A 14,713-nucleotide genomic window follows, 5' to 3' on the forward strand; every position below is an offset into this window, starting at 1 on the left:
CTGATCCGTTCGTGCGAGAAGCGCCGGGCTATCCTGGGTGTGCCGCACCTCGATCGCCTGGAGCCGCCGCACGGCGGAGTCAGCTCGGGGTTCGAGACCCCGGCCACGCTGCTGCAACAGCCCGGCCGGGGTTCCTTCTTCGTCAGCGGAACTCCGGTGGCAGCTCCCCCGTGTCGTGGAACCGGCGCCACGCGTCGACGCCCGGCAGGGTGCCCTTCTCGATCTCCTGGAGGAAACCGCGCACCCACTGCGCCTGCGCCTGGACCATGTGCAGCTGGTACTCGACCTCGACGAGGAAGAGCCGGGGAAGCGTCTCGTAGAGCTTCTCCAGCGCCGCCCGCCCGCTCGCCGCCTCCACGTCGAGGTTCTGCAGCCGCTCCTGGAGCAGCCGCACCACGTCGTCGGGGTGCAGCACCCCGAGGAAGGACAGCGCGGCCTCGAAGACCGGGAACTCCTTGGCCGGGACGGCGAGCAGATCGGACAGCCAGTCCGTCGTCTCCTCGCGCCCCGCGGCGGTCAGTCCGTACACCGTGCGCTCGGGCCGGTTGCCCGCCCGCTCGACGTCGGCGACCTCGACGAAGCCGTGTTTCTCCAGGTTCTGCACGACCGTGTAGAGCGAGCCGTACTTGATCTTCGTGGTGACGTCCTTGCCCTGGCGGCGCAGGGTCTGGGCGATCTCGTACGGGTGCATCGGCCGCTGCCAGAGGGTGACCATGACGGCGAGCGCCAGCGGGTTGGTGAGTCTGCGGCGCTTCACCGGCATGGCCTCCCCTCGCTTCCGAATATCCGTAGGCGAACATATCGCGACCTACGGCCGGGCGTCAATACACACGATGTATCGCGTTTCGGCGTGCATAGCAAGCGCGTGAGGACTTGGGCCCGTCGCCGACATGACGGCGTGACGCCCCGGAAACAGCCCGTCCCTAATTTCTGTCGCCTGACAGGAATCCGCCCTCAGGAATCCGCGCCGAAGGCAGGTGCCGCCGTGACGACAACCCTTCCCTCCGACGTAGCCCCCGATCCGCTCGCGGAGTTCGGCTACCGCCAGGAGCTGCACCGCAGCCTGGGCCGGTACGCCTCGTTCGCCGCCGGCTTCTCCTTCATCTCGGTCCTGACGACCGTCTTCCAGTTCTTCGCCTTCGGATACGCCTTCGGCGGCCCCGTCTTCTTCTGGGCCTGGCCGGCGGTGCTGGCCGGACAACTGCTGGTGGCCGCGTGCTTCGCCGAACTGGCCGCGCGCTACCCGATCTCCGGCGCCATCTACCAGTGGTCCTCGCGCCTGTCGAACCCCACCTTCGGCTGGTTCGCCGGCTGGATCATGGTGATCGGCCAGATCGTGGTGGTCGCCGCCGCGGCCCTGGCCCTGCAGATGGTGCTGCCGGCCATCTGGTCGGGCTTCCAGCTCGTCGGCACCGACCCGTCCGTGGCGTCCGCCGACGGCGCGGCCAACGCGGCGCTGCTCGGCGTACTGCTGCTGGTGCTGACCACCCTCGTGAACATCGTGGACAACCGTGTGATGTCGGTGATCAACCGCGTCGGCGTCACCGCCGAGATCATCGGCGCGGTCCTGATCATCGTCCTGCTGCTCACCCACTCCGAGCGCTCCCCGTCGATCACCTTCCACACCACGGGCGCGGCGAGTTCGGGCCTGTTCGGCGCGCTGGCCGTGGGGTCCTTCACGGCCGCGTACGTGATGATCGGCTTCGACAGCGCCGGCGAGATGAGCGAGGAGACGCGCAGCCCCCGGCGCACCGCGCCGCGCACCATCCTCACCGCGCTCGGCGCGGCCGGCGTCCTCGGCGGCCTGGTCATCCTCGGCGGCCTGCTCGCCGCCCCGAGCCTGACCGACGGCCACCTGGGCGTCGACGGCCTCAGCTACGTCCTGACCAGCAGCCTCGGCGACGGCGTCGGCAAGGTCCTGCTCGCGGACGTGGTGGTGGCGATCGCGGTGGCGACCCTCGCCATCCAGACCGCGGCCTGCCGGATGCTGTTCTCCATGGCCCGCGACGGCCGGCTCCCCTTCTCCCGTCGGCTGGCGCACGTCAACCCGCGCACCGGCATGCCGAACGCGCCCGCCCTGGTCGTCGGCGTCCTCGCGGCGGCCCTGCTGCTGCTCAACTTCGCCTCCCCCGAGGCGTTCCTGGCCATCGGCACCACCTGCATCGTGATGCTGTACCTCGCCTACGCGATGGTCACCGGCCCGCTCCTGGTCCGCCGGCTGCGCGGCGAGTTCACCGTGGAGGGCGCCGACGAGTCGGGCGCGAAGCTCTTCTCCCTGGGCCGCTGGGGCATCCCCGTCAACGCCCTCGCCCTCCTGTACGGCCTCGTGATGACGGTCAACCTGGCCTGGCCGCGCGCGGCGGTGTACGACCCGGCGGGCGGGCACTGGTACTTCCAGTGGTTCACCGTGCTCTTCCTCGCCGCGACGGTGGCGGCGGGCGTCCTGTGCCGGGTCCGGCTCAGGCGTACGACGGTCCCGGCGGCCGTGGCCGAGGCGGCGGAGGCGGCGGCCGTCTGAGTCAGTCGCCGCGCAGCCGGGCGTGCAGGTGCATGTCGTGCCAGCCGTCCTGGTGGTAGGCGGCGCTGCGCTTGACGCCCTCCAGGACGAAGCCGTTCCTGACGGCGACGCGGCAGGAGGCCTGGTTGCCGACCGCGTGCAGGAGTTCGAGGCGGTGGAAGCCGATCTCGTCGAAGGCCCAGCGGGTCAGGGTGCTCGTCGCGCGGCTGGCGACGCCCCGGCCCCGGGCCTCGGCCGTGGTCCAGTACGCGACCTTGGCCATCGCCTCGGCGAGGACGATGCCGCGCAGCGCCACCCGCCCGAGCAACAGGTCGCTCTCCGCGTCGACGACGGCCCACTGCACGTTCCGCTCGCTCGCCCACTCCCCCTGCCACTCCTTGATCCACCCGGCGGCCTCCTCCTTGGAGTCGCTGCGGCGGATGTGCCACTGGTGCATGAGCGGGTCCTGGAAGGCCGCGTGCACGGCGGGCGCGTCCTCGGGCCGCCAGGGGCGCAGGACCAGTCCGTCACCGGTGGCGAGAACGGGCTGCGGGGTGCGGGAGAGGGTTCCCTCGGGCAGGACGACATCGGCTGTGTACGGCACGGTCGCATCCTGCCAAGCCACCACCGCCCGGGCCCAACGGTTTTTTTCCGGGCCGTACCCTTGCCCGTGATGCGACGCAAGCCCCGGATCCCGCCCTCACCCCTTCCGCAACGGCAGGGGGTCGACCCGGTGCGGGTGCGGCTGCCGGTCGGGGATTCCTGGGCCACGGTCCGCGACCACCTGGCGGAGCGGCTCGCCGGAGCCGGCCCCGGCGTGGTGGACGGAATGTTCGACGCCGGTGAGATCGTCGGCGCCGACGGACGGCCCGTGCCGCCCGACGCGGCCTACGAGCCCGGCATGTACGTGTGGTTCCACCGGGAGCTGCCCCCCGAGGTGCCGGTGCCGTTCCCGCTGGAGGTGGTCCACCGCGACGAGCACATCGTCGTCGCCGACAAGCCGCACTTCCTCGCCACCACCCCGCGCGGCAGCCATGTCGTCCAGACCGCGCTGGCCCGGCTGCGGCACGAACTGGGCCTGCCCGCGCTGGGCGCCGCGCACCGCCTCGACCGACTCACCGCCGGGCTGGTGCTGTTCACCGTGCGGCCCGAGGAACGCGGCGCCTACCAGGCGCTGTTCCGGGACCGGCGGGTGCGCAAGGAGTACGAGGCCGTGGCGCCGTACGATCCCGGGCTCGCCCTGCCCCGGACCGTGCGCAGCCGGATCGTGAAGGAGCGGGGCGTGCTCGCCGCCTACGAGGTGCCGGGCGAGCCGAACGCCGTCAGCCGCGTCGAGCTGATCGAGCACGACGGGGCGGGCCTGGCCCGCTACCGGCTGCTTCCGGCCACCGGGCAGACCCATCAGCTGCGTGTCCACATGAACGCGCTCGGCGTGCCCATCCTCGGTGATCCGCTCTATCCCGAGGTGGCCGCCCCCGTGCCGCCCGGCGACTTCCGGCGGCCGCTGCAACTGCTGGCGCGGGTGCTGGAGTTCACCGATCCGGTCACGGGACGGGAGCACCGCTTCCGCAGTGCGCGCACGCTCGGGGCGTGGTCGGGCGAGGCGGCACCGCGGTCCACCGGCTGAACCGCGGCACCGGCGAGAGCGGGCTCAGTAGCCGCGCCACCAGCGCAGGAAGCGCTGCCAGGCGCCCAGCGGGCGGGCCGGTGCGGGTGCCTGCTCGGGCTGCGGCGGCGGGGGCGGCGCGACCGGCTGGGTGTGTTGCGGGGCGGGCGCGGGCTTCGGGGAGGTGATGTGCCAGGCGGGGCGCTGAGGCGGAAGCGGGGCGTGCGAGGGCTTCTGCGTGACGTCCTGCGGCGGCTTCGGCTCGAAGCGGACCGGGAGGGCCACCAGATGGCGCTGGGAGATGGACTGCCGCCACTCCAGGTCGTCCTCGTCGCAGTCGAGCTGGACGTCGGGCAGCCGCATCAGCAGCGCGTCGACACCGGTGTCGGCGATGGCGCGGCCGATGTCCTGACCGGGGCACTCGTGCGGGCCGCCGCCGAAGGCGAGGTGTGAGCGGTTGCCCTGCATGTTGGCGGACAGGTCGGGGCGCACGCGCGGGTCGACGTTGCCCGGCGCGATGCCGAGCAGCAGTCCGTCGCCCTTGCGGATGCGCTGGCCGCCGAGTTCGGTGTCGGTCTTGGCGAAGTAGGCGAAGACGGAGCTGAACGGCGGTTCGTTCCACAGCGACTGCTCGACCGCCTCGGGCACGGTCATCTGCCCGCCGTTGAGCTGGGCGCGGAAGCCGGGCTCGGTGAGCACCATGCGCAGCACGTTGGACAGGAGGTTGACGGTGGCCTCGTAGGCGGCGAAGAGCACGAGCCGCAGATGCTCCCTGACCTCGTCGTCGGTCAGCCGGGCCGGGTGCATGATGAGGTGGCTGGTGAAGTCCTCCTGCGGCTCGGCGCGCCGTTTGCCGGTGAGGCGGCTGAGCGCGTCCATGACGTAGCCGTGGCTGGCGATCGCGGTCTCGGTGCCCTTGAGCGCGTCGCGCGCGGACTGCACCAGGCGGTCGTTGTACTCGTCGGGCATGCCGAGGATCTCGCACATCACGCCCATCGGCAGGTGCTCGGCGAACTGGCCGACGAGGTCCGCCCTGCCCTCCTCGCAGAAGCGGTTGACCAGGCGCTGGGTGTGCCGGTTGATGTGCCGGCGCACACCGCGGTGGTCGATGGTGGACATGGCGCCGGTGACCGCGGCCCGCAGCCGCAGGTGTTCATCGCCCTCGGCGTGCGAGCAGATGGGCTGCCAGGCGATGTGCGGCATCAGCGGGTGGTCGGGCTTGACCATGCCCTCCTGCAGCGGGGTCCAGATGCGGCTGTCCCGGCAGAACTGCGAGGGCGTGCGCACCATGTGCAGGTTCTCGGTGTGGCCGAGGACCATCCAGATGGGTACGTCGTCGTGGAGCAGCACGGGCGCCACCGGACCGTGTTCGTCGCGCAGTTGCTCGTACAGGGAGGCGAGGTCCTCGGCCTCGGGTCCGTAGAGCCGGTGCAGTCCGCCGGGGCCCGTGCCGTGGGCGGGGCAGCCGGGCGGGGGGCCGTAGGCGGAGGCCGTGCCGGTCGGGGAGTGGGGTTCAGGCGTCACTGTGGTCGCTCCGAAGTGGATCCGGTGGGCGGTGGGCGGGAACGGATACGGGGGTCAGGTCAGGGCGCCGGTCATGGCGAGGGAGTGCAGGAAGCGCATCAGGGTCATCAGCACGTCGCGGCTGGAGGCCCGGCGGCGCGCGTCGCACTCGACGATGGGGATCTCCTCGGACAGGTCGAGCGCCTGACGCAGTTCCTCGACGGGGTAACGGGGCGCGTCCGGGAAGGAGTTGACGGCGATCACGAACGGCACGCCGCGCTCCTCCAGGCGCCCTATGACGTCGAAGCTGACCTCCAGCCGGCGGGTGTCGATCAGGACGACCGCGCCGAGGGCGCCCTCGAACAGCCCGTTCCACAGGAACCAGAAGCGTTCCTGGCCCGGGGTGCCGAAGAGGTAGAGCACCAGCTGGTCGGTGATGCTGATGCGGCCGAAGTCCATCGCGACGGTGGTGGCCGTCTTGGTCTCGGAGCCGTAGTTGTCGTCCACCCCGATACCGGCCTGCGTCATGGTCTCCTCGGTGGTCAGCGGCCTGATCTCGCTGACCGAACCGACCATGGTCGTCTTGCCGACGCCGAAACCGCCCACGATCACGATCTTCACCGCGGCCTGGGCCGTGTGCGGCAGGTGATCCTCTTTGCGTGGGCCGGGGATGGTGTCAGAGCCTTTGAAGTCCATGCATCACCGCTTCGAGAAGGGAACGGTCGGCGACCGACTGGCGGACGATCGGGGCGCGCGCCTGGACCACTTCGGCCGTCAGCAACTCCGCCAGCAGGGCGGTCACCACGCTGTACGGCAGGCTCAGATAGGCCGACAGCTCGGCCACCGACAGGGGGGCCGAGCAGAGCCGGACGATGGCCGCCTGCTCGGGGGTCGCGGACGTGGGAGGGTCGGCGTGCGCCACGATTAACGTCACGAGGTCGAGGTCGGCGCGCTCGACGCCGTCCGGGCCGGTCACCACGTAGAGCCGCTCGGGTTCCTTCCGGTCGCCCGTGGTGGCGGGCGCCGGGGGTGCCGGGGTTGCCGGGGTTGCTTTGGGGAATCGCCGTCGGCGTTGCGGAGGCGTCATACGGTCTGCCCGTTGCGCCGCGGCGGGCTGGTCAGATGGGCCCCGATGCGCACGACGAGGTCGCGCATGCGGTTGCTCATCAGGCCGGGCTCGGCGACCACGTCGGAGAGCACCGCGAGATAGGCGTTGGGGCCGGCGGCCATCAGGTAGAAGTAGCCGCCGTTGATCTCGATGAGGACCATCTTCATCCGGCCGTCGCTGTCCGGGATCTCGTGGGCGACGGCGCCGGCCAGGCTCTGCAGTCCGGCGCAGGCCGCGGCCACCCGGTCGGCGGCGTCCGGGTCGCCGCCGTGCCGGGCGATGCGCAGTCCGTCGGCGGAGAGCACCACGATCATCTCGATGCCCGGTACGCCGTCGGCGAGATCCTTGAGCATCCAGTCGAAGTTGGCGCGCTGCTGGATCACTTGAGGTCCCCCTCGTCGTCGGCCTCGACACGGGCCGGCTCGTTGGTCGGCTGGGTGAATGCGGTCGGGTCGGGGTCGCCCTTGAGGCCGTTCCAGAAGGCCTCGACCCACTCTCCGGGGGCGGGCTCGTCGACGACCGGCTCGGGTTCGGGCTTGCGCGTCGACCAGATGGTCGGCCGGCCCTCCCGTTCGGCCTTCTCGATCGCCGCCTGTTCGGCGATGCGCTGGCTGAGCGGGGTCTTGACCCGGCTGCGGCGCTGCGGCAGCCCGTTCGCCGTCCACTCGGTCACCTCGGGGACCTCGTCCTCCATGGAGACGTTGGCCGGGATGCGCGGGCTGGTGGGACGCCGCTTCTTGGGGGCTCGCTTGGGACCTTCGAGCGCGCCGAGTTCGATCTTCGGGGCGGCGGTGGCGCCGATGCCGTGGGCGAGTCCGGGTGCGGGCTCCTCCGTCATCATCTCGCGCGGCACGATGAGGACGGCGCGGACGCCGCCGTACGCCGAGGAGCGCAGCGAGACCTGCATCTTGTACGTCGTGCACAGCCGCCCGACGACGGACAGGCCCAGGCGGGGGGACTCGCCCAGGTCCTGGAGGTCGGAGCCCGCCTTGGCGCGCTCCAGCATGCCCTCGATCTTCGCCCGGGCCTCCTCGCTGAGGCTGACGCCGGCGTCCTCGATCTCGATGGCGACGCCGGTCTGCACCTCGGTGGCGGTGACGTGCACCTTGGTCTGCGGCGGCGAGTAGCGGGTGGCGTTGTCGAGGAGTTCGGCGGCGGCGTGGATGACCGGCTCGACCGAGATGCCGCGGATGTTGACCTGGGCGATGGACTCCAGCTTGATGCGGCGGTACTCCAGGATGCGGGACATGGCACCGCGCAGCACGCTGTACAGGGACACGGGGTTGGGCCACTGACGGCCGGGGCGGCCGCCGCCGAGCACGGAGACGGAGTCGGCGAGGCGGCCGATCAGCGCGTTGCCGTGGTCGATGCGCAGCAGGTCGTCGAAGACCTCGGGGTTGCGGCCGTGGTCCTCCTCCATCTCCCGCAGTTCCGTGGCCTGCTGGTGGACGATGGCCTGCACGCGACGGGCGATGTCGACGAAGGAGCGCTGCGTGGAGTCGCGCACGGCTTCCTCGTGGTCGACGATGTCGAGCACCGTCTTGATCAACGTCACCTGTGCTTCGGGCAGTTCGCTGTAGGAGGGGTCGATGTCGCCGAGTTGGCGAATCACCTCTCCGGGGGAATTTCCGGCGCGCATCCGGTAGAGCGCGGCCGGGGTGATCTCGTGCGCGAGGCGGTGCATCTCCTTCTCGTGTTCGGCGATGCGCCGTTGCAGGTACGCGCTGTGGCGGGCGCTCTCCTCGCGCAGGTCCCGCAGGGCACGGCCGCGTCGTACCGCTTCGGCCGCCGTCGCGATCACCAGGAGCGTGGCGGCGGCACCGCACCAGCCGACGGCCGCCCGGGCCGGCTGCGTCACCACGGCGACGGCGGCGCCGGTCGCCGCGGCCATGAGTATGGCGGGGAGCAACAGCACGCGCGCGTAGGGAAGTTCACGGCGCCCGGATGGGGTTTGGACACTCACCATGTAGGCCCTCTGAAACAAATCGGCTGGGAGTCGCACATATGGGGAACAAGCGCACGAATACGCCTCAACTCGGTGCGCTGCGGGCGAGCTTAGTCCGACCGGATCATCGCCGTGTCATATTCAGCAAGCACCTGAAAACGGGCATGGACGAGGAGTAACCTCAGCCCCATTTACACCGTGGGGCACCATTCGAACACAGCACGTCACGGCGTACGGGTGTGCGAGAACGGCTCCCCGTGACGGGTGAAGACCGGCTTGCGCCTCCGATGGCGGCTCAGATGCCGGCTCAGATGCCGGCGATCCGCAGCGCCGCGTCCGCGGTGGCCTCGGCGAAGGCCGACACCGGCCGCTCGGGGTCGGAGCGGTGCACCAGGATCACGCCCTCGATCAGCCCGAACAGCAGGTCCGTACGCAGCTCCAGCTCGCTCTTGGCCAGCGCCCCACCGGCCGCCGTCGCCGCCAGCAACTGCCGGTAGGCGTCCTTGAGTTCGGCGCGCACGGCATGGAAGCCGGCGAACCGCTCGGCGCGCACCTCCGGCAGCAGGTAGAGGCCGCCGAGGTTGTGCGGGCCGCCGCACAGCAGCTCGACGTCGGTGCGGCACAGCGCCCACAGCCGGTCCTCGGCCGGGACGGCGTCGTCGGCGAGCAGCTCGCGCGCGTACGCCAGCGAGGGCTTGACGGTGGACTCCAGGAGCTCGGCGAGCAGTTCCTCCTTGCCGGAGACGTAGTGGTACATGGACGCCTGCCGCATGCCCGCACGCTCGGCGACCGCGCGGGTGGTGGTGGCCGCGTAGCCCCGGGTGGTGAACAACTCGGCCGCGGCGGTGAGCAGTTCGTCGCGCGGCGAGAGTCCGCTGTCCGGCCGCTGCTCGGCGCGGGGCCTGCCCACGCGCCGCCCACCTGTCGTCCCCATGCGTTCGATCCTCGCACACGACCTCGTACGACCGCCCCGGGGGCGATCTTGGTGAGGGCTCGGTAACCGGGTGGCAACGCCCGGGCAACGCCGGCGACCCGGCCGCCTCCTACCTTCAGGCGAGCGAATTTCTGTCGGGCGACAGAAATAACCCGCAGCACCCGACACGACCCGGAGCCGGAGGTCCCGCGATGGCGACAGCGACCACGTACGGAGCCCGTGACCACGCCCGCGCCCAGGAGGGCACCCGCACCGAGGCCATGCCCGTCGTACCGGCCGCCGACTGGCCCGATCCGCCGTGCGCGGCCGGCCACCTGGTGTGGGCGGAGACGGTCGCGGGCGGCAACTACACCCACCGGGTGCTGGCCCGCGGCACCGAACTGCGCCTGACCGACCCGCACGGCGACGCCTGCGCCCATCTGCTGCTGTACGCCGCCGACCGGCCCTGGGAGCGGCTGAACGTCGCCGACACGGTGAAGGTGCAGTGGAACGCCTACCTCGGCGAGGGCCGGCTGCTCCTGTCCGACCAGGGCCGGGTGCTCGCGAGCCTGGTCACCGACACCTCCGGCCGGCACGACGCCCTGTGCGGCACCTCCACCCTCGCCCGCAACACCGAGCGCTACGGCGACGGCACCCCGCAGGGCCCCTCCCCCGCCGGACGCGAGCTGCTGAAGCTGGCCGCCGCCAAGAACGGCCTGGAACCCCGCGACCTGCCGCCGTCGCTCTCCTTCTTCCAGGGCGTCGAGATCCGCGACGACGGCTCCCTGGACTTCACCGGCTCGGCCGGCCCCGGCGGCAGCGTCACCCTGCGCGCCGAACAGGACGTCACCGTGCTGATCGCCAACGTGCCGCATCCGGCCGACCCCCGCGCGGAGTACGTCAGCACGCCCCTGGAGGTCCTCGCCTGGCGCGCCGCGCCGACCGCACCGGCCGACCCGCTGTGGAACGCCACCCCCGAGGGCCGCCGCGCCTTCCTCAACACCGCCGAACTCCTCGCCGCCAGGGGGCTCGCATGAAGACCGTCGTTCCGGCCCGGGCCGCCTGGTCGGCCGTGATCCGCACCGGCCAGACGCTGACCATCACCGACCTGCACGGCAACCAGGCCGTCGACTTCCTCGTCTACGACGCCCACGACACGACCGTCCGCTACAGCGCGCCCGACACCATCCAGGCGCAGGGCGGCATTTTCCTGACCACGGGCAGCGTGCTGATGAGCAACGAGCACACCCCGCTGATGACGGTCGTCGCCGACGAGGTGGGCCGCCACGACACGGTCGGCGGCGCGTGCTCCAAGGAGTCCAACACCCTGCGCTACGGCCACCACACCTTCGCGCAGCACGCCTGCGTGGACAACTTCCTCGCCGAGGGCGCCCAGTACGGCCTCGGCAAGCGGGACCTGGTCTCCAACATCAACTGGTACATGAACGTGCCGGTGGAGAAGGACGGCACCCTCGGCATCGTCGACGGCATCTCCGCCCCCGGCCTGACGCTGACCCTGCGCGCCGAGCGGGACGTCCTGGTCCTGGTCTCCAACTGCCCCCAGATCAACAACCCCTGCAACGGCTTCGAGCCGACGGCGGTGCAGATGACGATCGCCGGAGCCGCCTGATGTCGTTCGACACGCTGCTGGTGGCCAACCGGGGCGAGATCGCCGTCCGCGTGATCCGCACCGCCCGCGAACTCGGCCTGCGCACGGTCGCCGTGTACTCCGACGCCGACCGCTCGGCACCCCACGTGCGCCTCGCCGACGAGGCGGTACGGCTGGGCCCGGCGCCGGCGAAGGAGTCGTACCTCGACGCCGACCTCGTGCTGAAGGCGGCCAAGGACACCGGCGCGGGCGCCATCCACCCGGGCTACGGCTTCCTGTCCGAGGACGCCCTGTTCGCACGGCGCTGCGAGGAGGCCGGGATCGTGTTCGTCGGCCCGACGCCGGAGCAGTTGGAGCTGTTCGGCGCCAAGCACACCGCACGGGCGGCCGCCGAGGCGGCGGGAGTGCCCCCGGCGCCGGGCACGGGGCTGCTGTCCGGGCTCGACCAGGCGCTGTCCGAGGCGGCCGCGATCGGCTACCCGGTCATGCTCAAGGCGACCGGCGGGGGTGGCGGCATCGGCATGTCGGCATGCCGGTCCGCCGCTGAACTGGCCGACGCCTGGGAGCGCGTGCAGCGGGTCGCCGCCGCCTCCTTCGCCACCGCCGGCGTCTTCCTGGAACGCCTGGTGGAGCACGCCCGCCATGTCGAGGTGCAGGTGTTCGGGGACGGCGAGGGCACGGTGGTCACCTTCGGCGACCGCGACTGCTCGCTGCAGCGCCGCAACCAGAAGGTCCTGGAGGAGGCGCCGGCACCGGGCCTCCCCGACCGGGTGCGCGAGCAACTCGCCCTTCGGGCCCGCGACCTGTGCGCCTCGGTCGGCTACCGCTCCGCCGGGACGGTCGAGTTCGTGTACGACGCCGACCGCGAGGAGGTCTACTTCCTGGAGGTCAACACCCGCCTGCAGGTGGAGCATCCGGTCACCGAGGAGGTCTACGGCGTCGACCTGGTCGCCTGGATGCTGCGCCTGGCGCGCGGTGAGCGGGACGTCGTCCGCGATCCGGGCCGGCCGCGCGGCCACGCCGTCGAGGCCCGCCTCTACGCGGAGGACCCCTCGCGCGAACACCGGCCCAGCGCGGGCCTGTTGACGCGGGTGGAGTTCCCGCCCGGGGTACGCGTCGACGGCTGGGTGGAGACCGGCACCGAGGTGACGACGTCGTACGACCCCATGCTCGCGAAGATCGTCGCGTACGGCCCCGACCGCGCCCACGCCCTCGCCCGGCTGGAGGAGGCGCTGGCCCGCACCCGCGTGGACGGCATCGAGACCAACCTCGGGCTGCTCCGGGCGGCGCTGCGGCACCCGGACTTCACCCGGGCGGCCCACTCGACGGCCACCCTCGCCTCGGTGACCGACCCGACGCCCCGCGTCGAGGTCGTCTCCGGCGGCACCCTCACCACCGTCCAGGACTGGCCGGGCCGCACCGGCTACTGGCAGGTCGGCGTGCCGCCGTCCGGCCCGATGGACGACCGCTCCTTCCGGCTCGGCAACCTCGCCCTCGGCAACGACGAGGGCGCCCCGGGCCTCGAATGCACCCTCCAGGGACCGGCGTTGCGGTTCACCCACGCGACGACGGTGTGCGTGACGGGCGCCCCGGCACCGGTGACCGTGGACGGCGTGCCGGTCGCCCAGTGGGAGCCGGTGACCGTGCCGCCGGGCGGGCTGCTGGAGGTCGGCGCCCCCAGCGCACACGGCCTGCGCACCTACGTGCTGTTCGCGGGCGGCCTGGACGTCCCGGCCTTCCTCGGCAGCGCCAGCACCTTCACGCTGGGCCGCTTCGGCGGGCACGGCGGCCGGGCGCTGCGCACGGGAGACGTCCTGCACGGCGGGACGGTCACCCAGGGCGCCCCCGTCACGGACCGGCCGTCCTACGGCTCGACCTGGCACATCGGCGCCGTCGAAGGCCCGCACGCGGCACCGGAGTTCTTCACCGAGGACGACATCCGCGACTTCTACGCCGCCGACTGGAAAGTGCACTTCAACTCGGCCCGCACGGGCGTCCGCCTGGTCGGCCCCAAGCCGCGCTGGGCGCGCTCGGACGGCGGCGAGGCGGGCCTGCACCCGTCCAACATCCACGACACCCCGTACTCCGTCGGCGCCGTCGACTACACCGGCGACATGCCGGTGCTGCTCGGCCCCGACGGCCCCTCCCTCGGCGGCTTCGTGTGCCCGGCGACCGTGCTGAGCGGCGAGCGGTGGAAGCTGGGGCAGCTGCGGCCGGGCGACACGGTGCGGTTCGTGCCGGTGGACGCCGACGGCTCGCCGCGCCCCGAGATCGTCGACGGCGGGGTGCTGGCCCGGGACGGCGACGTGACGTACCGGCGCAGCGGCGACGACAACCTGCTGGTCGAGTTCGGTCCGATGCAGCTGGACCTCGCCCTGCGGATGCGGGTGCACGCCCTGATGGAGGCGGTGGCCTCGGACGGCCCGGACGGCGTCACGGACCTCACCCCGGGCATCCGCTCCCTCCAGATCCGGACGGACCCGGCCCGTCTCCCCCAGCACGAACTCCTGTCCGCCGTGCGGGAGATCACGGCCTCGCTGCCGCCCACGGACGAACTCGTCGTCCCCTCCCGCACCGTCCACCTCCCCCTGTCCTGGGACGACCCCGCCACCCGCGAGGCCATCGCCCGCTACATGGCGGGCGTCCGCGACGACGCCCCCTGGTGCCCCTGGAACATCGAGTTCATCCGCCGGGTCAACGGCCTGGAGTCGGTGAACGACGTGTACGACACGGTCTTCGCCGCCGAGTACCTCGTACTCGGCCTGGGAGACGTCTACCTGGGCGCCCCCGTGGCCACCCCGCTGGACCCGCGGCACCGCCTGGTGACCACGAAGTACAACCCGGCCCGCACCTGGACGGCCGAGAACTCCGTCGGCATCGGCGGCGCCTATCTGTGCGTCTACGGCATGGAGGGCCCCGGCGGCTACCAGTTCGTGGGCCGGACGACCCAGGTGTGGTCGCCCTGGCAGCAGCGCGGCGCCTTCGAACCAGGCGCGCCCTGGCTGCTGCGGTTCTTCGACCGCATCCGCTGGTACCCGGTGGACGCCGACGAACTCCTCGACCTGCGGGCCGACATCACCTCCGGACGCTTCGTGCCGCGCATCGAGGAGGGCACCTTCTCGCTCGCCGAGTACCAGGCGTTCCTTACCGCGAACGCCGAGTCCATACGGGAGTTCAGGGCCCGGCAGCAGACGGCCTTCGCGGCGGAACGGGACGCCTGGGAGGCGGCCGGCGAGTTCGCGCGCGCCGAGGCGGCCGTGGCACCGGCGGCCGCTCCGGCGGAGGTGACGGTCCCGGCCGGCGGACGTCTCGTGGAGGCCGAGTTCGCCGCGTCCGTCTGGCAGGTGAACGTGTCGCCGGGCGACGAGGTGACGGCGGGACAGCCGCTGCTCGCCCTGGAGGCGATGAAGATGGAGTCCAGGGTTCACGCGCCGGTGGCCGGCGTGGTGACGGAGATCCTGGCCAGGCCCGGCGACCAGGTGGAGGCGGGAACGGCACTGGTCGTCCTGGCCCCCGCCGCGAACTGAAAGAG

13 protein-coding genes are annotated in these 14,713 nt (G+C 72.1%); 5 read left to right on the forward strand and 8 right to left on the reverse strand.

Annotated features, from left to right (window positions below):
• Positions 1–142: 142 nt before the first annotated feature.
• Positions 143–763: a PadR family transcriptional regulator gene (locus ACYF6T_RS25545; RefSeq protein ID WP_461699233.1), complete on the reverse strand. Its 621-nt coding sequence runs from the start codon at positions 761–763 to the stop codon at positions 143–145.
• A 222-nt stretch (positions 764–985) separates the two neighbouring features.
• Between ACYF6T_RS25545 and ACYF6T_RS25550 the strand changes: the two genes are divergently transcribed.
• On the forward strand, positions 986–2,518 hold the full coding sequence (locus ACYF6T_RS25550; RefSeq protein WP_461699234.1) for an amino acid permease: 1,533 nt from the start codon (positions 986–988) through the stop codon (positions 2,516–2,518).
• 1 nt (position 2,519) lies between these two features.
• On the opposite strand, the gene ACYF6T_RS25555 is transcribed toward ACYF6T_RS25550, so the two are convergent.
• Positions 2,520–3,101: a GNAT family N-acetyltransferase gene (locus ACYF6T_RS25555; protein ID WP_461699235.1), complete on the reverse strand. Its 582-nt coding sequence runs from the start codon at positions 3,099–3,101 to the stop codon at positions 2,520–2,522.
• Positions 3,102–3,170: 69 nt separating this feature from the next.
• Here ACYF6T_RS25555 and ACYF6T_RS25560 point away from each other — a divergent pair, with 69 nt between their 5' ends.
• Positions 3,171–4,124, forward strand: coding sequence for an RluA family pseudouridine synthase (locus tag ACYF6T_RS25560; RefSeq protein ID WP_461699236.1), 954 nt, complete (start codon positions 3,171–3,173; stop codon positions 4,122–4,124).
• Between the two features lie 24 nt (positions 4,125–4,148).
• Here the strand turns inward: ACYF6T_RS25560 and ACYF6T_RS25565 are convergent, their stop codons facing one another.
• From ACYF6T_RS25565 to ACYF6T_RS25590, 6 genes are all read right to left on the reverse strand, one after another.
• Positions 4,149–5,627 (reverse strand): cytochrome P450, encoded by a 1,479-nt coding sequence (locus tag ACYF6T_RS25565; RefSeq protein ID WP_461699237.1) that lies wholly within the window; start codon positions 5,625–5,627, stop codon positions 4,149–4,151.
• Positions 5,628–5,681: 54 nt separating this feature from the next.
• Positions 5,682–6,302 carry a GTP-binding protein gene (locus ACYF6T_RS25570; RefSeq protein WP_461699239.1) on the reverse strand — a complete coding sequence of 207 codons (621 nt, stop codon included), beginning with the start codon at positions 6,300–6,302 and terminating at the stop codon, positions 5,682–5,684.
• Entirely contained in the window at positions 6,283–6,693 is a 411-nt protein-coding gene (locus ACYF6T_RS25575) for a DUF742 domain-containing protein (protein ID WP_461699240.1), read from the reverse strand. Before ACYF6T_RS25575 ends, ACYF6T_RS25570 begins: the two co-directional genes overlap by 20 nt.
• Positions 6,690–7,097: a roadblock/LC7 domain-containing protein gene (locus ACYF6T_RS25580; protein ID WP_461699241.1), complete on the reverse strand. Its 408-nt coding sequence runs from the start codon at positions 7,095–7,097 to the stop codon at positions 6,690–6,692. Before ACYF6T_RS25580 ends, ACYF6T_RS25575 begins: the two co-directional genes overlap by 4 nt.
• A complete protein-coding gene (locus ACYF6T_RS25585) occupies positions 7,094–8,680 on the reverse strand; it encodes a sensor histidine kinase (RefSeq protein WP_461699243.1) in 1,587 nt (528 codons plus the stop codon). The genes ACYF6T_RS25580 and ACYF6T_RS25585 overlap by 4 nt, the downstream gene beginning before the upstream one ends.
• A gap of 286 nt (positions 8,681–8,966) precedes the next feature.
• On the reverse strand, positions 8,967–9,593 hold the full coding sequence (locus ACYF6T_RS25590) for a TetR/AcrR family transcriptional regulator (protein WP_461699244.1): 627 nt from the start codon (positions 9,591–9,593) through the stop codon (positions 8,967–8,969).
• Between the two features lie 191 nt (positions 9,594–9,784).
• Between ACYF6T_RS25590 and ACYF6T_RS25595 the strand changes: the two genes are divergently transcribed.
• From ACYF6T_RS25595 to ACYF6T_RS25605, 3 genes are read left to right on the forward strand one after another with little or no spacing between them, the layout of a single operon-like run.
• Entirely contained in the window at positions 9,785–10,609 is an 825-nt protein-coding gene (locus tag ACYF6T_RS25595) for an urea amidolyase associated protein UAAP1 (RefSeq protein WP_461699246.1), read from the forward strand.
• Positions 10,606–11,202: an urea amidolyase associated protein UAAP2 gene (locus ACYF6T_RS25600; RefSeq protein ID WP_461699248.1), complete on the forward strand. Its 597-nt coding sequence runs from the start codon at positions 10,606–10,608 to the stop codon at positions 11,200–11,202. The genes ACYF6T_RS25595 and ACYF6T_RS25600 overlap by 4 nt, the downstream gene beginning before the upstream one ends.
• Positions 11,202–14,708 (forward strand): 5-oxoprolinase/urea amidolyase family protein, encoded by a 3,507-nt coding sequence (locus ACYF6T_RS25605; RefSeq protein WP_461699250.1) that lies wholly within the window; start codon positions 11,202–11,204, stop codon positions 14,706–14,708. The genes ACYF6T_RS25600 and ACYF6T_RS25605 overlap by 1 nt, the downstream gene beginning before the upstream one ends.
• The last annotated feature ends 5 nt before the right edge of the window (positions 14,709–14,713 follow it).

This window comes from Streptomyces sp. 7R007, assembly GCF_054850255.1.

Excerpts from the sequence above, each read along its gene's own strand:
- ACYF6T_RS25545 (WP_461699233.1), bottom strand. The coding sequence starts at position 763 with ATGCCGGTGAAGCGCCGCAGACTCACCAACCCGCTGGCGCTCGCCGTC.
- ACYF6T_RS25560 (WP_461699236.1), top strand. The coding sequence starts at position 3,171 with ATGCGACGCAAGCCCCGGATCCCGCCCTCACCCCTTCCGCAACGGCAG.
- ACYF6T_RS25570 (WP_461699239.1), bottom strand. The coding sequence starts at position 6,302 with ATGGACTTCAAAGGCTCTGACACCATCCCCGGCCCACGCAAAGAGGAT.
- ACYF6T_RS25575 (WP_461699240.1), bottom strand. The coding sequence starts at position 6,693 with ATGACGCCTCCGCAACGCCGACGGCGATTCCCCAAAGCAACCCCGGCA.
- ACYF6T_RS25585 (WP_461699243.1), bottom strand. The coding sequence starts at position 8,680 with ATGGTGAGTGTCCAAACCCCATCCGGGCGCCGTGAACTTCCCTACGCG.
- ACYF6T_RS25590 (WP_461699244.1), bottom strand. The coding sequence starts at position 9,593 with ATGGGGACGACAGGTGGGCGGCGCGTGGGCAGGCCCCGCGCCGAGCAG.
- ACYF6T_RS25595 (WP_461699246.1), top strand. The coding sequence starts at position 9,785 with ATGGCGACAGCGACCACGTACGGAGCCCGTGACCACGCCCGCGCCCAG.
- ACYF6T_RS25600 (WP_461699248.1), top strand. The coding sequence starts at position 10,606 with ATGAAGACCGTCGTTCCGGCCCGGGCCGCCTGGTCGGCCGTGATCCGC.
- ACYF6T_RS25605 (WP_461699250.1), top strand. The coding sequence starts at position 11,202 with ATGTCGTTCGACACGCTGCTGGTGGCCAACCGGGGCGAGATCGCCGTC.